This window comes from Ancylobacter defluvii, from assembly GCF_018390605.1.
In the GTDB taxonomy this organism is placed as follows: domain Bacteria; phylum Pseudomonadota; class Alphaproteobacteria; order Rhizobiales; family Xanthobacteraceae; genus Ancylobacter; species Ancylobacter defluvii.
Genome location: NZ_JAHBGD010000005.1, coordinates 43,897 through 70,684 on the forward strand (window position 1 = coordinate 43,897; position 26,788 = coordinate 70,684).

The 26,788-nt window shown below is 66.7% G+C and carries 21 protein-coding genes, 1 pseudogene and 1 riboswitch; of the genes and pseudogenes, 10 read left to right on the forward strand and 12 right to left on the reverse strand.

The window, feature by feature from the left end; translation table 11 throughout:
• Positions 1 to 269: 269 nt before the first annotated feature.
• The 9 genes from KHC24_RS02745 to KHC24_RS02785 form a co-directional block, all read right to left on the reverse strand.
• On the reverse strand, positions 270 to 1,607 hold the full coding sequence (locus tag KHC24_RS02745; protein WP_213359132.1) for an amidase family protein: 1,338 nt from the start codon (positions 1,605 to 1,607) through the stop codon (positions 270 to 272).
• Positions 1,608 to 1,680: 73 nt separating this feature from the next.
• Entirely contained in the window at positions 1,681 to 2,382 is a 702-nt protein-coding gene (locus tag KHC24_RS02750; RefSeq protein ID WP_213359134.1) for an RraA family protein, read from the reverse strand.
• A gap of 17 nt (positions 2,383 to 2,399) precedes the next feature.
• Entirely contained in the window at positions 2,400 to 3,185 is a 786-nt protein-coding gene (locus tag KHC24_RS02755) for an SDR family oxidoreductase (protein WP_213359135.1), read from the reverse strand.
• 12 nt (positions 3,186 to 3,197) lie between these two features.
• Positions 3,198 to 4,058, reverse strand: coding sequence for an aspartate dehydrogenase (locus tag KHC24_RS02760; RefSeq protein ID WP_213359136.1), 861 nt, complete (start codon positions 4,056 to 4,058; stop codon positions 3,198 to 3,200).
• Complete coding sequence (locus tag KHC24_RS02765) at positions 4,055 to 4,963, reverse strand: polysaccharide deacetylase family protein (RefSeq protein ID WP_213359137.1); 909 nt, start codon at positions 4,961 to 4,963, stop codon at positions 4,055 to 4,057. Before KHC24_RS02765 ends, KHC24_RS02760 begins: the two co-directional genes overlap by 4 nt.
• A 17-nt stretch (positions 4,964 to 4,980) precedes the next feature.
• A complete protein-coding gene (locus KHC24_RS02770) occupies positions 4,981 to 5,934 on the reverse strand; it encodes a substrate-binding domain-containing protein (RefSeq protein WP_213359139.1) in 954 nt (317 codons plus the stop codon).
• A complete protein-coding gene (locus KHC24_RS02775; RefSeq protein WP_213359141.1) occupies positions 5,931 to 6,908 on the reverse strand; it encodes an ABC transporter permease in 978 nt (325 codons plus the stop codon). Before KHC24_RS02775 ends, KHC24_RS02770 begins: the two co-directional genes overlap by 4 nt.
• A complete protein-coding gene (locus tag KHC24_RS02780) occupies positions 6,905 to 7,888 on the reverse strand; it encodes an ABC transporter permease (protein ID WP_213359144.1) in 984 nt (327 codons plus the stop codon). The genes KHC24_RS02775 and KHC24_RS02780 overlap by 4 nt, the downstream gene beginning before the upstream one ends.
• Positions 7,885 to 9,378 (reverse strand): sugar ABC transporter ATP-binding protein, encoded by a 1,494-nt coding sequence (locus KHC24_RS02785; protein ID WP_213359146.1) that lies wholly within the window; start codon positions 9,376 to 9,378, stop codon positions 7,885 to 7,887. Before KHC24_RS02785 ends, KHC24_RS02780 begins: the two co-directional genes overlap by 4 nt.
• 161 nt (positions 9,379 to 9,539) lie before the next feature.
• On the opposite strand from KHC24_RS02785, the gene KHC24_RS02790 reads away from it, so the two are divergent.
• Complete coding sequence (locus tag KHC24_RS02790; protein ID WP_213359149.1) at positions 9,540 to 10,523, forward strand: LysR substrate-binding domain-containing protein; 984 nt, start codon at positions 9,540 to 9,542, stop codon at positions 10,521 to 10,523.
• A gap of 114 nt (positions 10,524 to 10,637) precedes the next feature.
• Here KHC24_RS02790 and KHC24_RS02795 read toward each other — a convergent pair whose 3' ends face one another.
• Complete coding sequence (locus tag KHC24_RS02795; protein ID WP_213359151.1) at positions 10,638 to 11,015, reverse strand: transposase; 378 nt, start codon at positions 11,013 to 11,015, stop codon at positions 10,638 to 10,640.
• Between the two features lie 420 nt (positions 11,016 to 11,435).
• On the opposite strand from KHC24_RS02795, the gene KHC24_RS02800 reads away from it, so the two are divergent.
• The 6 genes from KHC24_RS02800 (at position 11,436) to KHC24_RS02825 (ending at position 17,978) form a co-directional block, all read left to right on the forward strand.
• Positions 11,436 to 12,689 (forward strand): transporter substrate-binding protein, encoded by a 1,254-nt coding sequence (locus KHC24_RS02800; protein ID WP_213359152.1) that lies wholly within the window; start codon positions 11,436 to 11,438, stop codon positions 12,687 to 12,689.
• Between the two features lie 195 nt (positions 12,690 to 12,884).
• Complete coding sequence (urtB, locus tag KHC24_RS02805) at positions 12,885 to 14,498, forward strand: urea ABC transporter permease subunit UrtB (RefSeq protein ID WP_213359153.1); 1,614 nt, start codon at positions 12,885 to 12,887, stop codon at positions 14,496 to 14,498.
• The gene (urtC, locus tag KHC24_RS02810) at positions 14,495 to 15,592 is read left to right on the forward strand and encodes an urea ABC transporter permease subunit UrtC (protein WP_213359154.1); all 1,098 of its coding nucleotides are present in this window, start codon (positions 14,495 to 14,497) and stop codon (positions 15,590 to 15,592) included. Before urtB ends, urtC begins: the two co-directional genes overlap by 4 nt.
• Positions 15,589 to 16,317, forward strand: coding sequence for an urea ABC transporter ATP-binding protein UrtD (gene urtD / locus KHC24_RS02815; RefSeq protein ID WP_213359155.1), 729 nt, complete (start codon positions 15,589 to 15,591; stop codon positions 16,315 to 16,317). Before urtC ends, urtD begins: the two co-directional genes overlap by 4 nt.
• A 1-nt stretch (position 16,318) precedes the next feature.
• Positions 16,319 to 17,011, forward strand: a complete 693-nt coding sequence (urtE, locus tag KHC24_RS02820) for an urea ABC transporter ATP-binding subunit UrtE (RefSeq protein ID WP_213359156.1) — start codon at positions 16,319 to 16,321, stop codon at positions 17,009 to 17,011.
• A gap of 31 nt (positions 17,012 to 17,042) precedes the next feature.
• Positions 17,043 to 17,978, forward strand: a complete 936-nt coding sequence (locus KHC24_RS02825; RefSeq protein WP_213359159.1) for an acetamidase/formamidase family protein — start codon at positions 17,043 to 17,045, stop codon at positions 17,976 to 17,978.
• Positions 17,979 to 19,224: 1,246 nt separating this feature from the next.
• On the opposite strand, the pseudogene KHC24_RS02830 reads toward KHC24_RS02825, so the two are convergent.
• Positions 19,225 to 19,757, reverse strand: a pseudogene (locus KHC24_RS02830) (transposase); the annotation flags it as partial.
• A gap of 350 nt (positions 19,758 to 20,107) precedes the next feature.
• Positions 20,108 to 20,239, forward strand: a riboswitch (TPP riboswitch).
• A gap of 100 nt (positions 20,240 to 20,339) precedes the next feature.
• Here KHC24_RS02830 and thiC point away from each other — a divergent pair.
• Together thiC and KHC24_RS25515 are read left to right on the forward strand one after the other, a co-directional pair.
• On the forward strand, positions 20,340 to 22,139 hold the full coding sequence (gene thiC, locus KHC24_RS02835; protein WP_213359161.1) for a phosphomethylpyrimidine synthase ThiC: 1,800 nt from the start codon (positions 20,340 to 20,342) through the stop codon (positions 22,137 to 22,139).
• A 124-nt stretch (positions 22,140 to 22,263) separates the two neighbouring features.
• Positions 22,264 to 22,530 (forward strand): hypothetical protein, encoded by a 267-nt coding sequence (locus KHC24_RS25515; protein ID WP_213359162.1) that lies wholly within the window; start codon positions 22,264 to 22,266, stop codon positions 22,528 to 22,530.
• A gap of 29 nt (positions 22,531 to 22,559) precedes the next feature.
• On the opposite strand, the gene KHC24_RS02845 is transcribed toward KHC24_RS25515, so the two are convergent.
• Positions 22,560 to 25,394 (reverse strand): ATP-binding protein, encoded by a 2,835-nt coding sequence (locus KHC24_RS02845; protein WP_213359163.1) that lies wholly within the window; start codon positions 25,392 to 25,394, stop codon positions 22,560 to 22,562.
• Between the two features lie 139 nt (positions 25,395 to 25,533).
• On the opposite strand from KHC24_RS02845, the gene KHC24_RS02850 reads away from it, so the two are divergent.
• Positions 25,534 to 26,712, forward strand: a complete 1,179-nt coding sequence (locus KHC24_RS02850; RefSeq protein ID WP_213359164.1) for an MFS transporter — start codon at positions 25,534 to 25,536, stop codon at positions 26,710 to 26,712.
• Positions 26,713 to 26,788 lie beyond the last annotated feature (76 nt).

Below are 26,788 nucleotides of genomic sequence, written 5' to 3' on the forward strand. Positions count from 1 at the left end.
GATTGAGTTTCAAGTAACTATCGCGAGCTCCTGGCGTCAGTCATGATTAGGTCGCCGAGGCCATCCCAATGGTTACCGCACCAGTTGCGGGGGCACTGACGGCGGCTATCCCTGGGCGCGCTATCTTCCGACGTCCAATCTGCGAGGCGATTCAGCGCCTTGGCGCGTCATTGAGAGGCATCCCCCTCTCCGGAACCTGCGCTTCATAAACGAGATTCGTAAACCTCCGCACTTTCGACAGTGCCAACGGGACGAAGCAGGACCTGCGATCAGGTCCGTAGAAGCTGCTCGAGCCAGTTCGCCTGCGCGAGCGCCTGGTCGTCCTGCCCCGAGACCGTGCAAAGCTGGGTCGAGAGCGGCAAACCCTCCGCCGTGAATCCCGTTGGCAAAGCCACACTTGGCATGTCGAGGAAACTGGCGATCATCGTCAGCGCCAGGGTTGCGACATTGACCTCGGCGAAGCGCGCGGAATCCGCCTCCAGCGGCGCCAACAGAGGAGGGAGATGCTTGACGGTGGGCAGGATGAGAGTTGCGCCGCCCAGTTCCGTTCGCAGGCGGTGCATTTCCTGCGCGCGGATCGAGACGAGTTCCGCCGCCGCCTCGCCGGAGATGCGGGCGGCACCATCGAGCCGGCTCAGCACACGGGCATCGACAAGGGTCCGCTTCGGGCCGTTCAATGTGTCGAGGTGTAGCTGGCGTGCCTCAAAGGCGCCGAGCCAGCCGAGCGTCGCGATGGCCTCGCGTGCGCGGTACCAGGCCTCTATGCGCTGCCGACGGATCGGCGCGTGCCGGGACAGTCGCGCCAGAACCTCCTCGAAGTGAGACCGGACGGGCGCCGTGACCGCCGGATCATCCAGTATGGATTCGTCGACGACGAACGGCGCTGGTGTAAGCGGTAGCGGTAGCGGTCGCCACGGGAGGCCGCGCATCGCCGCGTCCATCGTGGCACAGTCGGCAATGCTGCCGGCGAGTGGGCCGAGGCTGTCGAGGCTCCGCGCCAGAGGAAACACGCCGGCCATGTCGTAACGCGCCTGCGAGGCCTTGTAGCCGACGCAGCCGGTGAAGGTGGCGGGCACCCGCACCGAGCCGGCCGTGTCGGTGCCGATGGCCGCCGGCACGATCCCGCGCTGCACGGCAACGGCCGAGCCACAGGAGGAGCCGCCCGGCATGCGCGGCTCGCTCCCCGGCAGGTCGGCGGTCGGCGTGCCGAAATGCGGGTTGGCGCCGAGGCCGGAAAAGGCGAACTCGCTGAGATTGGTCTTGCCGATCGGGATGAAGCCAAGGCGCCGTGTCGCCGCGACCACCGGCGCGTCGACCGTTGCCGGCGCCGCATCGTCACGGGTGCGCGATCCGGCGCTGGTGCGCGTGCCGGCGATGTCGAACAGGTCCTTCCACGCGATCGGAATGCCGTCATGTCGACTGAGCGATCGCCCCTCCGCCCAGCGCCGGCGGGCGGCATGGGCTTCCGCAAGCGCCTCCTCCTCCATCAGCGTGATGAACACGGCATCGGACTCCCGCGCCCGCTCCAGCGCGCGCTCGACCAACTGGACCGGATCGGTTCGGCCGGCAGCGAGATCGGCGGCGAGGTCGTCGAGGCTCTCGGGCATGTTCGGCTCCGGCGTCAAAGGAAGCTCCCGGCCGGCGATGGAACGGCGCCGGCCGAGAGTGATCTCCTGTGTGTCAGACGTGACCGTACTTCGCCAGCGCATCGGCAAGCGAGAGGCCGTTGGCCAGTTCGGCGCGAATGGCGACCTCGGTGCGTGTGAGGCGTTCGGCCTCGACGAGCACGGTCTCGACCACGCCGGCGGGGATGACGATCACCCCGTCCTCGTCGCCGAGCAGGAAGTCGCCCGGCGAAACCTCGACGGTGCGGCTGGTGGCGCCGCGCATGACCACCGGTACCTGCCAAGCATTGACCTTCCAGCGGCCGATCGACTGGGTGGGCGTGCGGTAGCGCGCGAAGACCGGAAAGCCGTGCTCGCCGATCCAGCGAATGTCGCGGATGCCCCCGTCGATCACCGCGCCGACACTGCCGCGCTCCTTCATGCCGAGGGCGATCAACTCGCCGAAATAGCATACGCCTTCGCCTTCGCCGCTCCACACGGTGATCTCATCCGGGCCGACGCCGTGGCAGGCCTTCATCTTCTCGGCGTCGCCGCCGAGCGGATAGGGGGTCTTCTGGCCGCGGATCGTGTAGGCCCAGCCGGCGATGCGGTTATTGTGCGCGGGATAGGGCGCGAAGTCGGCGGCGAGGCTCTGGTCCATGAAGCCGAGCGTATCGAGCACGTCGGCGACGTTCGAGGTGTCGACGGCGAGGTAGCGGCGGCGGATATCGGCCTTCTGCTCCGGGGTGAGGGCGGGCGCGTTGTCCGTGGTGGTCATCGGGGTGTCTCCCTGGGTCAGATATTCGGCAGATAGCCGCCGTCGACGCGGATCACCGAGCCGGTGATGTAGGCGGCGCGGGCGCTGGCAAGAAAGGCGACGGCATCGGCATATTCCTCCGGCGTGCCGTAGCGCCCCACGGGGATGGAGCCCGTGCTCTCGGCGATGATATCGTCGACGGTCCGTCCCTCACGCTTCGCCTTCTGCTCGTCGAGAAAACGGATACGTGCGGTGGCGATGCGGCCAGGCAGGACGACATTGGCCGTGATGCCGAACGGCGCCACTTCCCGTGCCAGTGTCTTCGACCAGCCGACGAGGGCGGAGCGCAGCGCGTTGGAGACGCCGAGGTTGGGGATCGGTGCCACCACGCCGGATGAGGTGGAAGTGATGATGCGGCCCCATTCGCGTGCCCGCATGTTCGGCAGCACGCGATCGGTGAGATGGATTACCGACAGCACCATGGCGCGAAACTGCGTCTCCCAGCTTGCCGGCGCGACGCCATGGGCGGGGCTCGGGGGCGGCCCGACGGTGTTGTTGACGAGGATGTCGACCGGCCCGAGCGCCGCCTCGATGGCCGCGACATGGCCGTCGCAGGCGTCGATGTCGGCGAGGTTCCACAGGAGCGGCAGCGCAACTCCGCCCGAGGCTTCGATGGCGGCCTGGGTGGCCGTCAGAGCCTCGGCGTCGATGTCGGCGAGGGCGACCCTCGCTCCTTCCGCCGCCAGTGTCCGGGCGATGGCACGGCCGAGCCCGCCCCCGGCGCCGAGAACCAGCGCCGTGCGTCCGTTCAGTTCCAGATCCATGGGAATGACTTTCTACGATCCGACCCGCAGCGGCGCGTTCAGCTTGCGCAGGTAGGAAATGACCGAGAGCGCGGTGATGCGCCCGGTCTTGGGATTGTCGGTCGGCACATTGGCGATCGACATGGTGAAGCTCGCCGAATCCGCGTCGACCTCGATCGTGTGGGTGTTGCGGGTGAGCGCGGGATCGGCCCAGATCTCCAGCCGGGTGCGATCCGGCCCGATGCCGGCCAGTGCCAGCGCCACGGCCACGTTGAGATTGGCGGGAAAGCCGATGGCCGCCTCACGGGGGGTGCCGTCGAAGACGCGCAGCGGCTCGGTGATGTCGTCGATGGCGATGTCGTGCTCGACCAGATAAGGCGCCCCGACCAGCCCCTTCACCGGCTTGCGGGTGATCATGCGCACCGATCGGATCTCGCCCTCCGCCGCCGCCGTCACGGCATCGAGTCCCAGCAGGGCGCCGGTCGGCACCACGATCTGCCCGCCATGGGTGCGGGCCAGCTCGATAAGGTTCTGATGCGACAGGATCGCCCCGGAGGAGAGCACGATCACCGTCTTGCCGGCCCTGAGGAAGGGCTCGGCGATCGCGGGCAGCAGTGCCGCGGGCGCGCATTCGACGACGATGTCGGCAAGGGCCTCCAGCTCCTCGACCGGCACCACCGGCACCGGGCGCCGCAGATGCGCCAGCCGCTCGGCCGCGCGGACGCGGTCGTGGGCAGAGACCGCGACGAGCGCACAGCCGGGCATGCCCTCATCTAGGGCATGAGCCACGCGCAGGCCGACGGCGCCGAGGCCGGCGATGGCGACGCGAAGCACGCCCCTGCTGTGATCGGGCGTGGCCGGCGCGGGTGCCGGCTCGGTGTCGGGAGAACTCATGACTGCGTGCCTTGCGTGGAGAGACCGCCGGGCGCCGGGAACAGCGACGCGTAATGCTGCGCGCAGGCGCCCGCCGTGGTGAACCAGATGCGGTCGCGATGGCGGGCAAGCGCCTCCATCACCCGGCGGAACTGCCGGAGGCGGAAGGGCTGGCCGACGATGAAGGTGTGGATCGTAATGCCGTAGACGAGCGGCTGGCGCTCGGACTGCGCCAGCATTTCCTCGAGATTGTCGATCGCCATATCGGCGAAGGCGTTGGCGGTGCCGTCATGCAGCACCACCATCGGCACGTCATTGACCTCGTGGGGATAGGGCATGGCGAGTAGCGGGCCGCCTGCGGTCTTCATCCACACCGGCTGGTCGTCGATCGGCCAGTCCAGCGTGTAGCCGTAGCCGGCCTGCGCCAGCAGGTCCTCGATGCGCGCGCTGGGATGGGCGCCGGGGCTCATCCAGCCGGCGGGGGGAGCGCCCTCGGCCTCGCGGATGCGAGCCGTTACCTCGGCGATGATCGCGCGCTCGCTCGCCTCGTCCATGCCGTTCTGGTGCTCGGAATTGGTGCGGCCATGGGCGACGATCTCGTCGCCGCGCCGCCGATGGGCGGCGACGAGATCCGGGCAATGATCGTAGCAGGCGCTGTTGAGCAGCACGGTCAGCGGAAGGCCGTATTCCTCGAACAGTTCGATCAGCCGCCAGCCGCCGACGCGGTTGCCATATTCGCGCCAGCCCCAATTGTAAGAATTGGGATGGCTGAGCCCCGGCGAATAGGCGAGCCCGAGCCCGGAGCCATAAGAGAAGTGCTCCACGCACAGCGCGACATAGACGGCGAGGCGCTTGCCGTCCGGCCAGGAGAAGTCCGGCCGGGCGGTGATGGGCGAATAGGCGAAGCGGTCATGGGACGGCAGCATGAAAGGGCTCCAGGCGATCAGGGCCGATAATCGGCGGGGGCGACGACGAGGCTGAGGTCGATGCTGCCGACATTGTCCGGCGTGACAAGCACGGCGGGCGTGACCACCTTCGCTTCCACCTTGCCCTTGGTCGCGGCCGCTACCGCCTGATCAAGCGCCGCCTTGCCCTGCGCGACGATCTGCTGGATCGAGGTGCAGGCGAGGTCGCCGTCCTTCAGCATCTGCTGGGCGGTGGGCGAGAGGTTGGAGGCCGAGACCTTCACCGCCCCCTTGCCGGCGCTCTTGAGCGCGGAGACCACGCCCGCCGCCATGTCGTCGGTGGCGCTATAGACGCCGGAGAGGTCCGGGAAGCGCTGGATCCAGTCGTCGGCGGTGGTCAGCGCGGCGTTGCGGTTGTCGGCGAGGCGCGATTCCGCGACGATCTTCACGTTCGGGGCCACCTTGGCGAGGGTGTCCCTAAAGCCCTGCGCCCGCAGGTCGGACCAGGCCTGACCGCTCGGGCCGGCCATCATCGCCACCTCGCCCTTGCCGCCGATCGCCTTCGCCAGGCACTCGGCCTGCAGCTTGCCCATGTCGTAATGGTCGGCGCTGACCACGGCGGCGAGCTTGTCAGTGTTGGGCGGCGAGGAGATGCCGACCACGGGAATGCCGGCGGCCACAGCCCGCTCGACGATCGCCTTCACCGCGTCGCCATTGGTGGCGCCGACGATGATGGCGTCGACCTTGCGCTGGATCAGGTCCTGGATCTGCGAGATCTGTTGGCTGGAATTGGCATCGCCGCCGGCGCTGAGGGTGACGAGCTTCGCCTTGTCGGCCTTGGCGGCGGTGTCGACGCCGTACAGCACGGAAATCCAGAAGGACGAGCCGAGATTGGGGACCGAAACCCCGATGACCGGTTCGGCGGCGAGGGCCGGCGCGACGGCGGTGGACAGCAGCAAGGCGGCGAGGGAGGCGGCACGGAACAGCTTCATTGGAATGTCCCTTGTTGTCGGAAGGTTCTGGAAAGTCGGGAAAGAAGGAAGCGCAGGCCCATATCCATCAGCCCCGAGGCGATGATCACGGCGCCGACGGCGATTTGGGCGAAGAAGGGCGAGACGCCGGACAGGTTCAGTCCGGTGAGCACCACCTGGACGAAGGCCGCGCCGGCCAGCACCGCCCACACATTGGCGCGTCCGCCCGCCAGCGCGGTGCCCCCGATCACCGCCGCGGCGATGGATTGCAGCTCCATGCCGGCACCCTCGGTCGGCAGCCCGGCGCCGGCGCGGGCTGCCATCAGCGCGCCGGCAAGTCCGGCGAAGGCGCCGCAGAGCTGGTAGGCGCTCATTTCGATGCGCCAGGGCGCCCCGCCGACCAGCGCTACCGCCTCCGGGTTCGAGCCGAGCATCAGGATGCGCCGGCCGAGGACCAGATGGCGCAGAAGCACATGGGCGAGGGCTATGCAGGCCAGCGCCGCCCAACCGAGCGGCGGCAGGCCGATCACCGCGTCGAAGGCGAGCCCGGCCGTATCCCCCGCCGCGAGCGGCACCGCCTGCCCGTCACCGGTAACGAGAAGCGCGAGACCCTTCACCGCCAGCAGCGTGCCGAGCGTGGCGACGATCGGCTGAAAGCCGGCTCGGCCGACCAGCCAGCCATTCACGGTTCCGCAGGCAAAGCCGACGGGTACGGCGAGAAGCAGCGCCGGCATGCCGAAAGCGTTCGCCGCCATCACGCCCAGCGTCCCCGACAGCGCGGCGACCGCGCCGACCGAGATGTCGAAGCCGCGCACGGTGATGGCGAACATCTGCCCGACCGCCAGCAGGGCGAGGATCCAGATCTGGCCGGCGATGCTGAGCCCGTTGTCGAGCGTCAGGAAGCCCGGCGTGGCGAGCCCGAACAGAGCCGATGCCGCCAGGATGGAGGCCGGCGCGACGAGGAAACGGGCGCCGCTGTCGCTGAGGGGTCTCATCGGGTAGCCCTCCCGGCGAGGCGCTTCAGAGCGGCCCAGTCCTTCTGCAGGCCGACTGCAGCCAGCACCGCAAGGCCGAGCAGAACGAGCTGCCAGGCGACCGGCAGGTTGATGAGCACCACGGCGTTGTTGAGCATGGCGACGGTGAGCACGCCGAACACGACCTGCAGCACATGCCCCCGGCCGCCCGACAGCGGCAAGCCGCCGATGGCACAGGCTGCGATGGTCTCGAAAGGCAGGTTCGGCGCGAGCGCCGGCTGGCCCGACGCCACGCGGCTCGTCAGGATGATCGCCCCGACCGCACAAAAGGCGCCAGCGGCCGCATAGCCGAGGAGGATAATGCGGGCGACATCGATCCCCGCGAGCCGGGCGGCCAGCGGATTGGCACCGACATGGTACCAGAGCCGGCCGATCCGCCCATATGCGAGCAGCCCATGCAGCACGACGCAGGCGAGCATGGCGGCGAGGATCGGCACGGGAATGCCGAGGACGCGTCCGCGCGCCGGCCAGGAGAAGGCGGCGGAAGGCGGCGCATCGAGCGGCAGGCCGCCGACCAGCCAGGCGGCCGTGCCGGAAGCAATCATCAATGTGCCTAGTGTGGCGATGACCGGCGGCAACCCCATGCGCCCGACCAGCCAGCCATTCACCGCCCCGACGCCGATGACGGTCGCGCCTCCTGCCGCAAGGCCGGCGATTGGGCCCGCAGCGGGCAGCGCCATCACCGTCACCACGCTGGCCAGCGCCACGGAAGCCCCGAACGAGAACTCGATGCCGCCGAGAATGATGACGATCGCCTGGCCGCAGGCGACGATGCAGAGAATGGCCGCCACGCGCAGCACGTTCTCCAGATTGCCGAAGCTGGCAAAGCGCGGCACGAACAGGCAGCACAGAAGGAACAGGCCGAGGCAGACCAGCGCCACCGCTGGCGGGCGGGGCAGGCGCAGGGAGGAGGGGCGGCCCGGCAGGCGCTTGCTCATCATGCCGCGATGCTCCCCGACAGCGCCGACAGCAGCGCCGCGCGCGGGGCGTCCTGCGGCAGCTCGGCGGCAAGCCTGTTGTCGCGCACCACGAGATAGCGGTGGGCGAGAACCATGAGTTCGTCGAGGTCGCTGGTGGCGACAAGGACCGCGACGCCGGAGGCGGCGGCTTCGCGGATGGCATCGTGGATGACGCCGCGCGCGGCGACATCCACCCCGCGTGTCGGCTCCAGCAGGACCATCGCCTTTAGTCCCGGCAGGGCGAGGCATCGTGCGATGAGCAGCTTCTGCTGATTGCCGCCGCTGAAGGTGGCCGCTTCCGCCTCGGGACGCGAGGGGTGCAGCTTCAGCCGGCGCAGCAGCGGATCGATCCGCTCCGCCTCCTCGGAAGTGCGCAGCCAGCCGAGACGCGCGAACCTGCCCAGCGCCGAGATCGAGACATTGCGCCGCGCCGAGAGCGGCGCGAACAGGCCCTCGACATGACGATCGGCGGGAACATAGGCGATGCCGAGCGCCGCCGCGCGCCTGCGGTCTCCGGGGGTGAAGCCGTGCCCCGCCACCGAAAGCTCTCCCGCGCCGGCCTGCGCACCGGCCAGCCAGGCGGCGAGAGCGAGCGCGCCGGAGCCGATGAGCCCGGCGAGCCCGACGATCTCGCCGGCATGGACGGTGATGTCGGTGTCGCCGCGGCCGGCAAAGCCACGCCCGGCCAGCACCGGCTCGGCACGCGCGCAAAGGCGCTCCGGTCCGGCCTCGACGCCCGCGCCGAGCATGGCGTGGGTGAGCGTCTCGCGGCTGTGGCGGCCGATGGGCGCGGCGTCGATCACCGTGCGGCCGTCGCGCAGCACGGTGACGTCGTCGGCGAGCGCCTCGATCTCGTCGAAGCGGTGGGAGATGAACAGGGCTGCCGTGCCGTTCGCGCAGAGCCGGCGGACGACGGCGAATAGCCGGTCGGCCTCGCCGGCATTGAGGGCGGCTGTCGGCTCGTCGAGCACCAGCACGCGGCAATCGAGGCTCAGCGCGCGGGCCACTTCGACCAGCTGACGCTCGCCGAGCGACAAGGTGCCGAGCGGCGCGGCGAGATCGACTTCGAGCCCGACCTCGGCAAGCCATCCGCGGGCGCGGGAGGGATCGACGAGACGCCGCCCCGCCCACAGCCCACCGCCGCCGGAGAGAGCGAAGGCCGAGAGATTCTCGTGCACGCTCAATTCCGGAAACAGGCTGAGATGCTGGTGGATCGGCACGATGCCGGCGCGGATCGCCTGCGTCACCGAGCCGAAGGCGGCGGGTACGCCGCCCAGCTCGAGACGGCCGGAATCGGGCGTCACCGCGCCGACGAGGATCTTCACCAGTGTCGACTTGCCCGCACCGTTCTCGCCGAGCAGCGCATGCACGCGCCCCCGCCGCAGGGCGAGCCGGGCGTCGCGCAGCGCGCAGGTCGCGCCGTAGGTCTTGGCGATGCCGGTGGCGAGGAGCGCTTCATCGGATGCGGGCATGGGAATCCTCGCCCGGACGCTGGCGGTCCGGGGTGCGTGCGACGATGGTGGCGGGCCGGTGGAAATCGGGTGCAGCTACGATGCCGGGCGGGTGGGCCTGTCACAAACGATTTGTTCGGCACTCATGCATGATCTACGTTCATGCATGGTGGAGGTGCTGAATGAGAAAGAGGCGACTGCCGCCTTTGAATGCGTTGAAGGGGTTCGAGGCTGCTGCGCGCCATCTCTCCTTCACCCGCGCGGCCGACGAGCTTCATCTCACCCAGGGCGCGGTCAGCCGGCAGGTGAAGGAGCTCGAGGTCGAGCTGGGCCAGGACCTGTTCGTGCGCCATACGCGGCGCATCGAGCTCACTGCGGAGGGCGAGCAGTTCTACCGCGTGGTGGAAGGGGTGTTCGACGAGCTGGAACGCGCTGCCTTGCGCCTGACGCGCCGGCGCAGCGATCCCGCCATCACCATCAGCGCGCTTCCCACCATTGCCACCGTCTGGCTGATGCCCCGGCTGCATCTTCTGATCGCCAGCCATCCGGAGATCGAGGCACGTATCGTCTCTTCGATCGAGGCGGCGGACCTCCTTGCCCATGATGCCGACATCGCCATCCGGGTCGGCCGCCTGCCGGGCCGGCGCTATGAGCGCGGCCAGCCGCGCATCGAGCTGCCCATGGTCACCCGCTGGGACGGCGTGCACGCGGACGAACTGTTCCCGGATCGTCTCGTACCGGTCTGCGCACCTGCGCTGCTGACCGGCGATGTCCGTGAGGCGGCCGATATCCTCGACTATCCGCTGATCCACACCACGACGCGGCGCTATGCCTGGCCCGACTGGTTGCGAGCCAATGGCGTTCGCTACGAGGCGGAGAGCGATCCACACCTGCAGTTCGGCCACTTCTTCATGGCGCTCGATGCGGCGCGGCAGGCGCGCGGCATCGCGCTGGTGCCGGATATCCTGCTGGCGCAGGAGGAGGGCGCGCGGGGCCTTTGCATTCCCTATTCCAGCGAGATCGCGAGCGCGGGCGAATACTATCTTCTCATCCATGAATCGCGGCTGGACGATCCGCGGGTGCAGATTTTCCGATCATGGATCCTCGATGAAGCCGTAGCGTTACGCGCGCACAACATCACCTCCATTGCCGAGCGTGGCCTATAGCCGTCTCGATTCGTCCGGCTGCAACGGCGCTCCGCATTCGTTGGTAGAACATCTGCAAGTTTTGGCGTCGCGCGCGAGATAGGACGGTACTTCCGCTTGCCTTGCGTGTTCTGCTCACCGGGTAACTCGCACTGCGGCGAAGCGGCCCACCACGGCGCCCCCGCAGCGCTCGGCGGCCAGCACTGAGGCGCGGCTCGGGTGAAGCCCGGCCGGATTGCCCTGGCCCGATGGTGGCCGTCCGTCCGAGAAGGGCGCGTCGTGCAGGCGCTCGGACAGGTTGCTGACCAGCAGGCGCAGTCGCAGGTTCTCTGCCTGCAACTCCTTCATACGTTCGACAGCGGGGACGCTCAACCCGCCAAAGCGCCGGCGCCAACGGTAGAAGGTGCGCAGTGAAACCCCAGCCGTGCGGCAGATCTCATCGACCGGAACCCCGGCATCGGCTTCGCGGACGAGGTGGAAAATCTCAGTGTCGGTGAACTGTGAGTGTCGCACGGATCGGTCCTCAGCTGGCGTTGACGGATCAGATGGCGGTCCGGTTCCTTTCCGAGGGCCCGGCCCTCCGCGAGGCGATGACGCACGGAGACCGTCAGCCGCACATCTGCTGAGCATGCGCTTAATATGGGCAGTACTATAGACCATCTCTCTCGGGGATAAATGGCCGAATTGAGCGGCAGTTGGCTCCGGGCTTCGGTGGCCTCGTGCCTGATTGCTGGCGAAGCCGATTTTTCTCCAGCCGCTCCTTCGCCCCGTACCCGCCCCGCCGCCCGGCGGGTTCTGGCAATCCTGCCAGAATCCGGGCGGCCATCACGCCTTTGCCGCGCCATTGGGCAGGGCTGAACATTATATGAAGTTGCGCGCGGAGCGGACCGCAACAGAATTGGCCTCATCTTCCGAACTCCTGAGGTGTCGTCCATGGTCAAGTTCACGCGGCGTTCCTTTCTGCAGGCGGGCGGCGTTGCCGCCGCCGGGCTGGCCTCCCCCCTCGCCATGCCGGCCTATCTGCGCAGCGCGCAGGCGCAGTCCGGCCCGGTCAAGCTCGGTTGCCTCTTCTCCTCCTCCGGCACGATGGCCAATCTCGAAGGCCGGCTGAACTACGTGGTGAAGATGGCCGCCGACGAGATCAATGCGAAGGGCGGCGTCAATGGCCGCACCATCGACGTGCTGGTCTCCGACCCCGCTTCCGACTGGCCGCTCTACGCCCAGAGCGCCAAGCAGATGCTGCAACAGGAGAAGGTTTCCGCGCTGTTCGGCTGCTGGACCTCGGTGTCGCGCAAGACCGTGCTGCCGGTGGTCGAGCAGGAGAACGGGCTGCTCTACTACCCCTTGCATTTCGAGGGCGACGAGAACTCCAAGAACGTCGTCTATGTGAACTCGCCGCCGGCGAGTTCGGTGCTGCCGGCCGTCGACTACCTGATGGGCGAGGAAGGCGTCTCCGCCAAGCGCTTCTTCATGCTCGGCTCGGACTATGTGTGGCCGCGCACGATCAACAAGCAGCTCAAGGGTTACTTCAAATCCAAGGGCATCCCAGAGACCGCGTGGAAGGAAGAATACGTCCCCTTCGGCTTCTCCAACTTCCAGACCCTGGTCAACCAGATCCGCGCCTTCGCGGACCAGGGCGGCGGCCAGCCGGTGGTCATCCTCACCGTGGTCGGCAACTCGATCCCGGACTTCATGCGGGAATTCGCCAATCAGGGTATCCTCGCCACCGACATTCCGGTGCTGGGCCTCGACATGGTGGAGGCCGACCTCGAGGGCCTCGACACTGCCAAGCTGGTCGGCCACCTCAATTGCTGGGCCTATCTGCAAAATGCCAAGGGCCCGGCCAATGAGGCGTTCCTGAAGAACTGGGCCGGCTATGTGAAGGCGAAGAATGTGCCCTTCAGCGGCACGGTGTCCATCGACCCGATGGTCTCGGCCTACGATTCCGTGCATCTGTGGGCGATGGCTGCGGCGAAGGCGGGTTCATTCGACGTGCCGGAAGTCTCGAAGGCCTTCGCCGGCCTCACCTTCGACTGCCCGTCGGGCTACAAGATCTCGATGACCGGCGAAAACAACTACGTCGCCCGCGGCGTGTTCATCGGCTCGGTCAACGACAAGCAGGGCTTCGACATCCTCTGGCAGTCCAAGGACACGCCGAAGCCCGTCCCGTTCAGCCCCTATGGCTGAACGGGAAGGATTTCCGATCGGGCGGCACGCCGCTCTCGCCACGTCATCCCCGGGCCAGGCCCGGGGATCCATGTCGTCCGGTTCGCCTTCGCATTTTCGCAAGACGTGGATGGCCGGTACCTGTCCGGCCCTGATGCGTTGAGCGCCCGGTGCCCGGCATCGTCTCCGGCCGAGTTCGGCCCTTCTGAGTTCCCGATGAAGCTTGCGCGTCTCACCGCTGCCGCCGGCCTGCTGGCCGTCCTGCTGTTCGCTCCCGGGCTCCGCGCGGACACGCTGGACCGCGCGGGTCTCGTGCAGGAGCTGTGCGGCGACGCGGGCGCGATGGGCCGGGCCGGTACCGCGCTGGTCGCGACCGCCGCCTCCGGCAGCGCCGAGGACCGTGCCTTCGCCGCGCCGCTTGCCCGCGCCGTCATTGACCGCAAGCTCGGCTGCGACGATGCCGGCGCCGTGCTCGACGAAGGCGGTCTCGATGCGATTACCCGCATGCCACGCGCGGCTGCCGGCACGCCCCGCTCGCCGCTGCTGAGCCTCAAGAATCGCCCGGTCTTCGAACTGGCCGATGCTGCCTTCGCCCTGCGCGGCGCGCCCGCCGTCGCCCAGCGTGCGGCTGCGCTGAAGACGCTGGAGCGCCGCCCGGCACAGATTCCCGAGGGGCTGCTCGACACTGCCGCTGCGGCGGAAAGCGATGCCGGGCTCAAGGAGCAGATCGACACCCTCGCCCAGACCGCCGCGCTTAACGCCTCTGATCCCGCCGCCCGCATCCGCGCCATCGGCCGGGTAGCGGAGAACCCGAGCCGGCGCGCGCTGACCCGCATCGCGGCACTGGAGAGCGACCCGGCCTATGCCGCGAACCCGGAGTTCCGCGCGGCGGTAGATGCCGCGACCGCGCGCATCGAGCGCGGCATCGCCCTCGGCGATACGCTGGCCACGCTCTATAACGGCCTGAGCTTCGCCTCGATCCTGTTCATGGCGGCCATCGGCCTCGCCATCATCTTCGGGCTGATGGGCGTCATCAACCTCGCCCAGGGCGAGCTGATCATGATCGGCGCCTATGTCACCTGGCTGGTGCAGCAAGGGTTGCGGGTGGCGGCGCCGGCGCTGCTCGACTGGTATCTCGTCCTCGCCATTCCGGTCGCCTTCCTCGCCACTGCCGCCATCGGCATCGCGCTGGAGGCGCTGCTGCTGCGCCATCTCTACAAGCGCCCGCTGATGAGCCTGCTCGCCACCTGGGCGGTGAGCCTGTTCCTCGTCAACATCGTGCGTGTGGTATTCGGCACCCAGAACATGCAGTTCGAGACGCCGTTCTATGTGTCGGGCGGGGTGCCGGTCATCGGCGACTTCATCTTCACCTGGAACCGTATGTTCGCCATCGCCTTCGCCATAGTGACGCTGGCGCTGACCTGGGGCGTGGTGCGCAAGACGCCGCTGGGGCTGAACATCCGGGCGGTGACGCAGAACCGCGACATGGCGGCCTGCATCGGCATCCCGACGCGGCGCATCGACATGATGGCCTTCGGCTTCGGCTCGGGCCTTGCCGGCCTGGCCGGCCTCGCGCTGTCGCCGATCTACAGCGTGAACCCGCAGATGGGGCAGAACTTCATCATCGACAGCTTCATGGTGGTGGTGCTCGGCGGCGTCGGCACCATCGCCGGTACGGTGCTGGCGGCGCTCGGCATTGGCCAGATCAACGTGCTGATCGAGCCGCTCTGGGGTGCTGTTGCCGCCAAGGTCATCGTGCTGCTGATGATCATCGCCTTCCTGCAATGGCGGCCGGAAGGCCTGTTCGCTGTGAAGGGTCGCCGCAAATGATGCGCCTTGGTCGAAATGGTCCCATCGTACTCCTCACCGGCCTGATCCTCCTTGTCGCGGTGGCCATGCCGGCGCTGTCCGGGACCTCCCTTGAAGTGTCCCGATACCTCGCCAATGCCATCGGCCAACTCGCCGCCTTCGCCGTGCTCGCCATCTCGCTGGACCTCATCTGGGGTTATCTCGGCATCTTGTCGCTTGGCCACGGGCTGTTCTTCGCCATTGGTGGCTATGTGTTCGCCATGTACTTGCTCAAGCACTCTTTCGTGGTGACGGGTACGGTGCCGGACTTCCTCCAGTTCATGGGTTGGAAAGACTTCCCCTTCTACTGGGCGGGCTTCGATTTCTTCCCCTACGCCTTCACCGTGGCCGTTCTCGTCACGTTGCTGGTGTCCGGCATCTTCGGCTACGTGTCCTTCCGCTCGCGCGTGGGCGGCGTCTATTTCGCCATCATCACCCAGGCGCTGGTCTACGTCGCCATGCTGCTGATGTTCCGCAACGACACGGGCTTCGGCGGCAATAACGGCATGACCGGCTTCTCCGTCCTGTTCGGCTGGCAGATGGGCACGAGCGGCATGATCACCGCGCTGGCGGCGGGTTCGCTGGCGGTCCTCGCCTTGGTGCTGATGCTGTGCCGCTGGCTGGTCGGCAGCCGTTTCGGCGCGCTGATGCTGGCCACGCGCGACGACGAGATCCGCCTGCAAACGCTCGGCTACGAGACGCTGCGGCTCAAGCTCATCGTCTGGTGCCTCTCCGCGGTGATCGCCATGGTAGCGGGCATGCTCTACGTGCCGCAGGTCGGCATCATCAACCCGCGCGTGCTCTCGCCCGAGTTATCGCTGGAGATTGCCGTCTGGGTGGCCATCGGCGGGCGTGGACACCTGGTCGGCGCGGTTATCGGCGCGCTGCTGGTCAACGCGGTGAAGTTCTGGCTGTCTTCGGCGGCGCCCGACATCTGGCCGTTCATCCTCTCCGGGCTGATCGTCCTTGTCGTGCTGGTGTTCCCCAATGGCCTGATGGACCTCGCCAAATTCAGGCTGACGCGGCCGATGGGCCCGAAGCGCATGGCGGAAGAGATCGGGGAGGCGCGCCCATGAGCCTCACCGCCCTTCTCGTCGACGGACTCACCGTCCGCTTCGGCAGCTTTCGCGCCATCGACGACCTGTCGCTCGCCATCGACTATGGCGAGGTGCGCGCCGTTATCGGGCCCAACGGCGCCGGCAAGACGACCCTGCTGGACGTGATCTCCGGCATTACCCGGCCGAAGCAGGGGCGCGTCCTGTTCGACGGCGCCCTCGACCTCACCCAGACGAGCGAAGCCGCCATCGCCCGTGCCGGGTTGCGACGCAAGTTCCAGAAGCCGAGCGTGTTCGAGGGGCTCACCGTGCGCCAGCATATCGCCATCGGCGCCGATTTCGGCTTCCGCTCGCGTCTCGACACACCCGCGCTTGATGACCGGATCTGCGAGGTGCTGGAGACGGTCGGGCTCACCGAGCACGTCACCCGCCTCGCCGGCGAGCTCAGCCATGGCCAGAAGCAGTGGCTTGAGATCGGCATGGTGATCGCCTCTGATCCGAGCGTGCTTATGCTCGACGAGCCGGTCGCCGGCCTCACCGACGAAGAGACCGAGCGCACCGCTAAATTGGTGCGCGCGCTGGTGCGGCACGATCGCGCCATCATCGTCGTCGAGCACGACATGGATTTCGTCGAGCGCATTGCCGACCGCGTGACCGTGCTGCACGAGGGCCGAACCCTCTTCGAGGGCTCGATGGACAAGGTGCGCGCCGACGCTGCGGTCGTCGACGTCTATTTGGGGCGCTGACATGCAGTTCGGTGTGGAGGCTCTCGATCAGCATTACGGCTCGGCGCAGGCACTGCGGCAGGTCAGCTTCGAGATCACGCCGGGCGAATGCCTGGCGGTGCTCGGCCGGAATGGCGCAGGCAAGACCACGCTGCTGAAATGCCTGATGGGTTTACTCACTCCGACGGGCGGGCGGGTGATGATCGATGGTGCGGATGGCACCTCCTGGTCCCCCAACCGGCGCTCGCGGGCCGGCATCGCCTATGTACCGCAGGGACGGGAAATCTTCGCCGAGTTGACGGTGGGCGAGAACATCGAGGCAGCGGCGCGCGCCCATGGCACCTATGGCAGCCCGGCCATGGAAGAGGCGATCAGCAATTTCCCGGTACTTCGCGAGATGTGGAAGCGCTCCGGCGGCGCACTCTCCGGCGGCCAGCAGCAGCAACTCGCCCTCGCGCGTGCTCTGGTCACTCAACCGAGATTGCTCATCCTCGACGAGCCGACCGAAGGCATCCAGCCCAACATCGTCGCACTCATCGGTGAGGTGCTGCGCTCGCTCAAGGGGCGCATCTCGATCCTGCTGGTAGAGCAATATCTGGATTTCGCCATCGAGACAGCCGACGCCTTCGTCATCCTCTCGCGCGGTACCATCGTCGAGACCGGCCGCGCCGGGGCGATGAGCCGCGAGAATCTCACCCGCTTCATCGCCGTCTGATCCTTCTTCCGCCTCGCATCAGGAGTTTACCATGTCGCGCCGCTTTGAAATCCCCGCCACGCCGGAGAACATGGTGTGGGGCTATCTCGACAGCACGACGCCGCCGGTGTTGGAGGTGGCCTCGGGCGACGTGGTAACGCTCCATTCCTTCCCTGCCGGCGGCAAGGAGACGCTGCCCGATACTCTCATCGTTCCCGAGGATTACCAGCTGGCGCTCGACACGCTCCCGCAGGGCGCCGGGCCACACTTCATCACCGGGCCGGTACACGTGAAGGAGGCCAAGCCGGGCGACGTGCTCCAGGTCGACATTCTCGACGTGAAGGTGCGGCAGGATTGGGGTTTCGTCTCCATTCTGCCTCTGCTCGGTACGCTTCCGGCCGAGTTCACCGACTACGAGACCATCCACCCGGTTGTCGACCACGCCAAGAACGTCTGCGTCATGCCGTGGGGCACGGAGATCCCGCTCGATCCGTTCTTTGGCATCATCGCGACGGCACCGCCGCCGGCCTGGGGCCGATGCGGATCGCCGGTGCCGCGTGCCTTCGGCGGCAACATGGACAACAAGGAACTGCGCGCCGGCACCACTCTCTATTTGCCGGTCTTCAATGAGGGCGCACTGTTCTTCGCCGGTGACGGCCACGGTGTGCAGGGTGACGGCGAGGTGTGCATCACCGCGCTGGAGACAGGCGTCACCGGCACCTTCCGCCTCACCGTGCGCAAGGACATGGAACTTGACTGGCCCTTTGCGGAGAGTGCGACGCATCTCATCTCCATTGGGCTCGACGAGGATCTGGATGACGCTGCCAAGCAGGCGACGCGCGAAATGGTCAAGCATATCTGCGAGCGGACCACTCTCTCCCGCAATCAGGCCTATATGCTTTGCTCGTTGGCCGGAAATCTGCGGGTGACGCAGCTGGTCGATGGCAACAAGGGCATTCACATGATGCTGCGCAAGTCGTTGCTCTGAGCAGAAGGCCGAGGCCGAAATGCCTCCCCTTTCTCTGACCGGCGGAGAGGGGCACACAGCTCCAGCGGCGGCTCCGCGAACTCCTGCATATCCGTCAGTTCCATCAGGTCCTGCCGGGCCGGACATAGGGGGTGCAGATCGCCGCGCGGGGCGACTGCGCCGCGAGAGGCAGGGGACACCTGATCCTGTCCGGCAAACGGCGGTCCATAGGCGGACTTGCCTCGCCCGCGCTTGCGCGCCGCCAAAGCGCGGATCGGGTTCGCAGGGGCCCTTCGTTCATAAGTTACGCGCGAATGGCGCCGGTCGGCGAGACGCGCATGGTGGGCAGCATGGTGGACAATCTCGCCGGTGCAGGCATTGGCTCGGCATCGGCAAAGGCGGTCTGCTCACCACCTGATGGCCGCGCGTTTGTTTCGTCGGCTCGGATTAGGTCCACCCACACGAGTCGGCGCCGGAATCGGTCGCGCCCATATTAGCGCGGCTTCCGGCCTCGCGCCCTGGCGGAGGGAGCATTCCCGCCTAAGCCGGGCAGCGGATCGTTGCAATTTCAACGACATAGGTGTCTGCAGTTTTCCCCTTATCGGCGCGCCAGCTGTTCTGTATGCCCATAAGTCATTGAATTTGTTTGATGTTTTATGGCGAAAATGGACATGTCCCCTAGATGGCCCCTGGAGGTGTCCGCTAGCGAGTGGGCTGCCGCCGCGTCAGAGTGCGCTCCGGCCAAGACGGATCGATTGAGTTGGCCTCCTTGTCTCAACTGGGGTCATTTTTGCGGTCATCGCCCTGTGCCGCAGAAGTTCCTCCGGTGCCGGTCTGAGTTGGAATTCGTCCAGACGTGCTTGGCAGTCATCACCGGTGAGGGTGACCGGTGTGGGGTGTCTCCGAGCAAGTCTTGGGTGCCTATATCGCAAGCGCGCGTGGCATTCCCACTTGCTCAATTTTGCCGATGGACCCATCAATCCGGCCTCTGATGTCGTCGAGCCTTCCGATAATTTGCGCGATTAACTCTTCGTCGTTTGCGTCATATTCGATGACAGTGGGATGTATCGCGCCATTGTTTCTTCCAGCAACGTGGCCGCGCCTGATGAATGACGCCCATTGCTGAACATTTTCATCATTGTAGGCGCCGCAACGCCACTCCCTCAACACTCTCACGAAAGCGGCGCGCGAAGCCGATAGCTGAGCCAGATTTGCAGTCGCATCTCGCAGTTCTGCATGTCGGCTGCGCTAGGGTCGAGACACAACGCAGCCAGCATGAGACGAGGGCTGCGAGGCAGAGGCTGGGGAGATAGTTTCTCGCGAGCTTGTCTTATCGGGTGGCGATGCGCCTGAAGTCCTTGAGGCGACAGAACATGCGCTCGATGGCATTGCGTTTCCTGTAGTGCCTTTTGTCGAATGGATGCCGGTACTTTCGATCATCCTTGTTGGGGATGATGGCGCGTGTCCCTCGGCTGGCGAGGTCGTAGCTGGCCTTGTCGCTGTCGCCTTGATGTGGGTGCTGTCGGCGAGCAACTGGCGCGGCGTGCGGCAATCACCGGTCAGGGCGGCGTAGAGGCGCTGCCAGATCCCGTTGCGGGACAAGCGGTCGAAGCGGTTGTGGACCGTGGTGTAGGGGCCGTAATCGACGGGACAATCGCACCAGCGGCAGCCGCAGCGCAGCACATGGACGATACCCGACAGGATGCGCCGGTCATCGACACGTAGCGGGCTGTCATAATGAGGCAGAAGCGGTTCGATTTTCGACCATTGGTCATCTTTCAACCAGAGCAATCGGCTCATGGGACCTTCTCTCTCCATGAACCGATCGAATCATAATTTATTCGTTGGCTTTAGACCCTAGAATCACACCCCGCGAAAATCTCGCGTACCGCATGGCGCCGCACCCAGCGCTGGAAGCCAAGCCGTCGGCCGGCGACGTCCCGAGCGCAGTGCAAGTGTTCGCCGCCCTTGCCGAGGTGCGGTTGCCGCACACCTTGCTGGCGGAGGAATCGCGCTCCAATATTGCTGATCTCGGCATAGCGGATCCGTCCCAAACGCGGCCCGGCAGGATCGACCGATCCCGGCCCGGCGCCGCGGAGGCTGCATCTCGCGCTCGATTGACAGGCGGAAACGAAGCAGGCACCTTCCCAGCTATTCACCAGGGGGGTCCCGACAAGGGGCTGAGATACTGCTGGGTGCGGCCCTCGCGGCTGTTACGGCGCAGTGACCCGTTGAACCTGATCCAGTTCATACTGGCGTAGGGACGGTGCGGATGCGTCGCGGCGAGCGCGGCCGGTTTCCCCTTTTTCAGCGAGGGGGAATCCTCCATCATCATTCCCGTCAGATCTGGGTCTCCATGCACGCTGCGAGGAGCCTCGACCTATGACGACCGACAACCCCACCCCTTCCGTGACCATCGGACCGCTGCCCGCTTCGACGAAAGTATTCCGGCCCGGCATCCTGCATCCCGACATCCGCGTGCCGATGCGCGAGATCGCCGTGCATCCGAGCGCCGGCGAGCCACCCGTCACGGTCTATGACGCCTCGGGACCGTACACCAACCCGGCCGAGAGCATCGCCATCGACCAGGGGCTGACGCGGCTGCGCGCCAAATGGATCACCAGCCGCGGCGATGTCGAAGCCTATGAGGGGCGGCATGTGAAGCCGGAGGACAACGGCTTTGCCACCGGCGAGCGGCTGACGCCGGAGCACCCGGTGCGCCACCGCCCGCTCCGGGCGAGCGGCAGTCGCGCGGTGACGCAGCTTGCCTATGCCCGCGCGGGCATCATCACGCCGGAGATGGAATTCGTCGCCATTCGCGAAAATCTCGGGCGTGCGCAGGCGCAGGCGGGTCGCGAGCGCGACGGCGAGAGCTTCGGCGCGGCGATACCGGATTTCGTCACGCCCGAATTCGTGCGCGACGAGGTGGCTCGCGGGCGCGCCATCATTCCCGCCAACATCAACCACCCCGAAAGCGAGCCGATGGCGATCGGCCGCAACTTCCTCGTCAAGATCAACGCCAATATCGGCAATTCTGCCGTCACCTCGTCCATGGCGGAGGAGGTGGAGAAGATGGTGTGGGCGATCCGCTGGGGCGCCGATACGGTGATGGACCTCTCGACGGGTCGCAACATTCACAACATCCGCGACTGGATCCTGCGCAATGCGCCGGTGCCGATCGGGACCGTGCCGCTCTATCAGGCGCTGGAGAAGGTCGGTGGCATCGCCGAGGAACTCACCTGGGAGGTGTTCCGCGACACGCTGATCGAGCAGGCCGAGCAGGGCGTGGACTATTTCACCATCCATGCCGGCGTGCGGCTACCCTATATCCCGCTCACCGTCGACCGCGTGACCGGCATCGTCTCGCGCGGCGGCTCGATCATGGCGAAGTGGTGCCTCGCCCATCACCGCGAGAGCTTCCTCTACGAGCATTTCGAGGAAATCTGCGACATCTGCCGCGCCTATGACGTGTCGTTCTCGCTGGGCGACGGATTGCGGCCCGGCTCGATCGCCGATGCCAATGACGCGGCGCAGTTCGCCGAGCTGGAGACGTTGGGCGAACTCACACAGATAGCCTGGGCGAAAGACTGCCAGGTGATGATCGAAGGTCCCGGCCATGTGCCGATGCACAAGATCAAGGCCAACATGGAAAAACAACTGGCGGTCTGCGGCGAGGCGCCGTTCTACACGCTCGGGCCGCTGACCACCGATATCGCGCCCGGCTACGACCACATCACCTCCGGCATCGGCGCGGCGATGATCGGCTGGTTCGGCACCGCCATGCTCTGCTACGTCACGCCGAAAGAGCATCTCGGCCTGCCGGACCGCGACGACGTGAAAACCGGGGTGATCACTTACAAGATAGCCGCCCACGCTGCCGATCTCGCCAAGGGGCATCTGGCGGCGCAACTGCGTGATGACGCGCTCTCTCGCGCGCGCTTCGAGTTCCGCTGGGAGGACCAGTTCAACCTGTCGCTGGACCCGGAGACCGCTCGCGCCTTCCACGACGAGACATTGCCGAAGGAGGCGCACAAGGTTGCGCATTTCTGCTCGATGTGCGGGCCGAAATTCTGCTCGATGCGCATCTCCCACGATATCCGCGCGGAAGCACAGAAGGAGGGCATGGCGGCGATGGCGGAGAAATATCGCGAAGCCGGGCAGCTCTATCTTCCGACCAATTGATAGGTAGCAGGGGAAACCGATGCGGCCCCTCGCTTTCCAGTCGGACACCTATTGTGGCGGACTGGTTTCAGGGCGCCGTAGCGCCCCAATCTCGACCCGTCGAACTGGCGGCACGCCGCCCACCGTGAAGCTGACCCGTGCAGGCTCGGACGACTTCACGGCGGCTAGTGTGCCGATCGCCGAAGATACGGCAAGGGTGGAGGCCGAGCATGACGTGACTCTGTCGGAGGTTGGCCTCTCCTATCAAGGCCAGTTAAGCGGCTGCGACGGGGAAATCGTGAACTGCCTGTCGATCATACAGGTGTGGAATTACACATTTCGGTTCTACGGCCCTCGGGCCGAGCTCCTGAACGGCAGGTGGAAGTTGCCGGAGGCGCAGCCTGCATCGTAGGACGCAAACCAGTATCTTTCTCAAGGATGCTAGCCGAGCCGTTCCAGCACCTGCCATGCGGCTCGATAATCCGGCTTGGCGTGCCCTTCCTCGAAGGCGGCGACGGCTTCGCCCAGCCGCGTCCCGAAGCGATGCGCCTGTGGCTGCCGCCGCACCGCCGTCGTGGCGATACGCAATGCCCATGAGCGCAGGCCTGTCCGCTGCGCGAGGTGCCACGCCTCATTGAGGCCGTCCATCGCCTCTTCCGGCCGCTCTGGCCCGACGATGTCGGCACGGATTCGCAGGAGCTCCGGCAAGATCCACCCCTCGCCACTGGCGCGACAGAACGCGATTGCGCCGTCGACACTGGCGAGCGCTTCTCGCCCAAGTCCGAGCCCTCCGAGCGCCTGTGCATAATGGCTGAGGAACATCGCCCGGCGGATCGGCCAACGGGTGCGGTCCAGCGCCTCGACGCCGGCGGCGAGATCTTCGGCGGCCTGCGAGACGTTCCCGCGCAGCAGATGCAGCGAGCCGTGATAGCAGCGGGACCAGGCCCGCCACGGCCCGAAGGAATGCCGGCCGGAAACATCGGCCAGCAACTCCAACCGCTCGGCCAGAGCGTCGGTCTCGCCGCAATAGAAGGCGACAGGGCAGCCGGAATCGACAAGATTGAGCGCCAGCGTCGTCGCATGGCCGTGCGCCCGTGCATCGACGACATTGCGGGTGGCGAGAGCGGAGGCCCGATCCTGCAGGCCGAGAAGATAGAGATTGGCCGAATGGAAAGCGCGTCCATTCAACTGCTGATCATACTGCATGCGGACGATGACATTGGCCGCGCCGCCGCCTTCTATCGCCGCTTCCAATGCCGTCCGCGCCTCCTCGGCGCGACCGAGGAACAGAAGGGAAATACCGGCGAGTCGATTGGCGATGACAAGGTCGGGCGCCCTCGGACCATCACCGGCGGTATGGGCGAGGGCGGCGAAATCGCGCGCGATATCGAGCGATACGTCGTAGCGGCCGGAGCAGAATTCGACCAGCCACAGCGCCCAGCCGGTCCTCAATTGCAGCTCCACGCTGCCCGTCTTGCGCGCAATCCGGCACGCCGCCTGGAGCGGTTCCTCGGCCTCGGGGCCGGGCCCTATGGTGTAAATTAGTGCGGTGCCTAGCCCGGTCAGCAGCGAGATTTCACGGGCGGCATCGAGCGACGGTCCCTCGCGAAGGCCGATCAGCGCCCGCTCGAAATGTGCCCGGCATTCATTCACCAGCGACAGCTGAAACCACAACACCGCCGAGGAGATGGTGATCGCCGCGCCGATCTCGTGGTCGCCTTTCGGCCCGAAGCTCCAGTCGAGCGCGGCGCGCACATTCTCCAGTTGCCCGGCATAGGTCGTGAGCCATTCGGCAGGACGCGCCCGCGGCCATTCCTGCTCGGCGGCGGTGACCAACTCCTTCATGTAGAGGGCATGCCGGCGGCTCAGCCGATCGAAGCCTCCGCACTGCCAGAGTTTCTCCAGCGCATAGGCGCGGGTAATCTCCAGCAGGCGATAGCGCGGCACCGCCTGCGAAAAATCGGCAGCGACCAGCGACTTCGACACAAGGCTGGTGAGGTTCTCGATGATCTCCCAGCTCGGCTCCTCAATGGCGGCGACCTTGCTGGCGGCATCGAGCGAGAAATGCCCGGCGAAGATCGCCAGGCGACAGAGCGTGGTCCGCTCGCCGGGTTCGAGATGGTCGTAGCTCCAGCTCAGCGTCGCCAGCAATGTCTGGTGACGCGGCAGGGCAGTGCGCCGACCAGCGACAAGCAGACGAAACAGGTCGTCGAGCCGTTGCGCCAGTCCCTTGATGCCAAAGGCATCCACCCGCCCGGCCGCAAGCTCGATCGCGAGCGGCAATCCGTCGAGGCGGCGGCAGATGCCGATGATGACCGCCAGGTCCTCCGGTGTCGGCTCGTAGTTTCCCAGCGTGGCGGCTGTACGCTGCACGAAGAGCCTAACTGCCGGGAAGGCCAGCGCTTCGGTGCCCGCGCCATCGACCTCGCGCGGTGGCACCTCCAGCCCCGGCAACCGGAAGACATGTTCGCCCTTGGCCCGCAGCGGCTCGCGACTGGTGACCAGTAGACGAAGCTCCGGGTTGGCGTTGAGCATTTTCTCCGCGAGGTCGGCGACGGTGCCCACCACCTGCTCGCAATTGTCGAGGATGAGCACCCCCCGCTCGACGGGAAGCTGCTCGGCGAGCTGGATCGGTCCCGCGCCCAGGGTCATGCCGATCGCTGACGCGATGGTGTTTTCCACCAGGGCGGGATCGCTGATCGGTGCCAGTTCCACCAGGATTACTGCGTCGGGGCCGGTCGCGCCCTCCTGTCCCAGCAGGGCGCGCGCAGCATCCAGCGCCACCGTGGTCTTGCCGACGCCGCCAGGGCCCACGACGCTCACGAAGCGGTGGCGGGCGAGCTGATGGCGAATTGCCGCGACCGCCGCGTCGCGCCCCAGCACCGGCGTGAGGTTGAGCGGCAGATTCTGCCGAACCACACGGGGGGCGGCGGCATCCCGTTCGGCGACGTCGGTGAAAGTGACGTCGGCAACGAAGCTGTATCCGCGGCGGGCGATGTTGGCGATGTAGTGCCGTCCGTCCTGGCCGTCGCCGAGCACGCGGCGCAATGCCGTCATCTGCACCCGCAGATTGGCCTCCTCCACGAACAGGTCCGGCCAGGCGCTCGCCAGAAGTTCCTGTTTGGAGAGCACCTCGCCGGCTTTCTCGACCAGTGCGACCAGCAGTTCCAGCGCCCTCCCGCCCATGGGCACGACGACGCCATCCTTCAGCAATTGCTTCGACGTGAGAGAGAGGCGAAACGGGCCGAACAATGCGGCACGGGAGGCGGGTTTCATGAACGATCCGGGAGACGTCTGTTCGACCATCGCTTCCTCTATCATAATGATCGGAAACATGGTCTGAGAAGAGAACCAGCCGCCGAGTTTTCGCTGCGACGGCAACGGGTTCGGCCGACGTAAGGGAACCGCATTTTTCATGAATACGAGCCCTTCCGCAGCGTCCGCGCGGGCGGAGACGCGATCTGGTGGCCTGCGCGTCGCCGTTCTGCTGGCGCTGCTGGCGATGGCGGGGCCACTCTATATCGACATCATGCCCTCCATCGTCGCGGCGTTGCGGAGCGAATACGGCCTCAGCGCCGCGCAGGCAGGCTTCGTCGCCGCCAGCAACGGCTATGGCTCGACGCTTGGTGCGCTGCTCGCCCTGTTCATCGTGTCGCGCCTGCCCTGGCGTCCGCTGGCGGTAGCGCTGCTCGTCGCCCTCGTCGCCACGGACGTCGCCACCACCTTCGTGCGCAGCATGGAAATGCTGGTGGTCGTGCGCGCCACCCATGGCGTGATCGGCGGGATGCTCGTTGGCCTTTGCTACGCGTTGATCGCGCGCACCGGGGATCCCCGCCAAGGCTTCGGCATTCTTTTCGTGTTTCATTTCGCCTTTGGCGGCCTTGGCGTGTTCGCCTCCACCTTCCTGGCGCCCTTCATGACGCATGGCGTGGTCTTCCTGGTCCTCGCCGCCTTCGGCGTGCTGGCGGTGCTGGTCATCCCGTGGCTGCCGGCCTTTGAACCGCCGCCGCGGGAAGCCGGCAACCTGGGGAGCCATCCTGTCTTGCTTCCGGCCCGAAGCCTCATGCGGATCGGCGGGCTGTTCCTGTTCCAGGCCGCGAATCTCGGTCTCGGTGCCTTCCTGATCGGCATCGGCGCCGATCTCGGCCATGCGGCGAGCTTCTCGGGCGCGGCAGTGGGACTGGGCCTGTGGGCCGGCGTGCTGGGAGCCCTTACCATGCTGATGCTCAGCCGCACCTTTGGCTGGCGTCCGATGGTGCCCATCATTCTGGCGGCCGGCTTGAGCAAGGCGCTGGTCGGCTTCGGCGACGACCCGATGGTGTTCGCCGGCGCCATCGCCTCGGTGTTCCTTACCATGGCGATGGCGCTGCCCTATGCCTTTGCGCTCTGCGCCGAGGGCGACAGCAGCGGCCGCTCCGCGGTGCTGGCCGGCTTCGCCTCTAAGCTTGGCCTGTCCACCGGCCCGGCGATCGGCGGCCTTGTCTATGCGTTTGGCGCCGAAGCGTTAATCGCTACAGCGATCGCCACCGTGATGGCCGCCGCGGCGCTGTTTGCCCTGTCGCTGCGTCCGCAGGCAGCCCGCCAACCTGCCTGACGGAGATTTTGCAGTTTTTTGCACCTTTGCACGCGGTGCATCGGCTAATTCATGCAGGCCGTCAGTTGGCGGCTGG

What these genes read in the sequence shown, in the direction of transcription:
- KHC24_RS02825 (WP_213359159.1), top strand. Translation starts at nt 17,043, where the DNA reads ATGTCGCGCCGCTTTGAAATCCCCGCCACGCCGGAGAACATGGTGTGG.
- KHC24_RS02755 (WP_213359135.1), bottom strand. Translation starts at nt 3,185, where the DNA reads ATGGATCTGGAACTGAACGGACGCACGGCGCTGGTTCTCGGCGCCGGG.
- KHC24_RS02800 (WP_213359152.1), top strand. Translation starts at nt 11,436, where the DNA reads ATGGTCAAGTTCACGCGGCGTTCCTTTCTGCAGGCGGGCGGCGTTGCC.
- urtD (WP_213359155.1), top strand. Translation starts at nt 15,589, where the DNA reads ATGAGCCTCACCGCCCTTCTCGTCGACGGACTCACCGTCCGCTTCGGC.
- urtC (WP_213359154.1), top strand. Translation starts at nt 14,495, where the DNA reads ATGATGCGCCTTGGTCGAAATGGTCCCATCGTACTCCTCACCGGCCTG.
- KHC24_RS02785 (WP_213359146.1), bottom strand. Translation starts at nt 9,378, where the DNA reads ATGCCCGCATCCGATGAAGCGCTCCTCGCCACCGGCATCGCCAAGACC.
- KHC24_RS02850 (WP_213359164.1), top strand. Translation starts at nt 25,534, where the DNA reads ATGAATACGAGCCCTTCCGCAGCGTCCGCGCGGGCGGAGACGCGATCT.
- urtE (WP_213359156.1), top strand. Translation starts at nt 16,319, where the DNA reads ATGCAGTTCGGTGTGGAGGCTCTCGATCAGCATTACGGCTCGGCGCAG.
- KHC24_RS02780 (WP_213359144.1), bottom strand. Translation starts at nt 7,888, where the DNA reads ATGATGAGCAAGCGCCTGCCGGGCCGCCCCTCCTCCCTGCGCCTGCCC.
- thiC (WP_213359161.1), top strand. Translation starts at nt 20,340, where the DNA reads ATGACGACCGACAACCCCACCCCTTCCGTGACCATCGGACCGCTGCCC.
- KHC24_RS02775 (WP_213359141.1), bottom strand. Translation starts at nt 6,908, where the DNA reads ATGAGACCCCTCAGCGACAGCGGCGCCCGTTTCCTCGTCGCGCCGGCC.
- KHC24_RS02790 (WP_213359149.1), top strand. Translation starts at nt 9,540, where the DNA reads ATGAGAAAGAGGCGACTGCCGCCTTTGAATGCGTTGAAGGGGTTCGAG.
- KHC24_RS02750 (WP_213359134.1), bottom strand. Translation starts at nt 2,382, where the DNA reads ATGACCACCACGGACAACGCGCCCGCCCTCACCCCGGAGCAGAAGGCC.
- KHC24_RS02760 (WP_213359136.1), bottom strand. Translation starts at nt 4,058, where the DNA reads ATGAGTTCTCCCGACACCGAGCCGGCACCCGCGCCGGCCACGCCCGAT.
- KHC24_RS02745 (WP_213359132.1), bottom strand. Translation starts at nt 1,607, where the DNA reads ATGCCCGAGAGCCTCGACGACCTCGCCGCCGATCTCGCTGCCGGCCGA.
- urtB (WP_213359153.1), top strand. Translation starts at nt 12,885, where the DNA reads ATGAAGCTTGCGCGTCTCACCGCTGCCGCCGGCCTGCTGGCCGTCCTG.
- KHC24_RS02765 (WP_213359137.1), bottom strand. Translation starts at nt 4,963, where the DNA reads ATGCTGCCGTCCCATGACCGCTTCGCCTATTCGCCCATCACCGCCCGG.
- KHC24_RS02845 (WP_213359163.1), bottom strand. Translation starts at nt 25,394, where the DNA reads ATGAAACCCGCCTCCCGTGCCGCATTGTTCGGCCCGTTTCGCCTCTCT.
- KHC24_RS02770 (WP_213359139.1), bottom strand. Translation starts at nt 5,934, where the DNA reads ATGAAGCTGTTCCGTGCCGCCTCCCTCGCCGCCTTGCTGCTGTCCACC.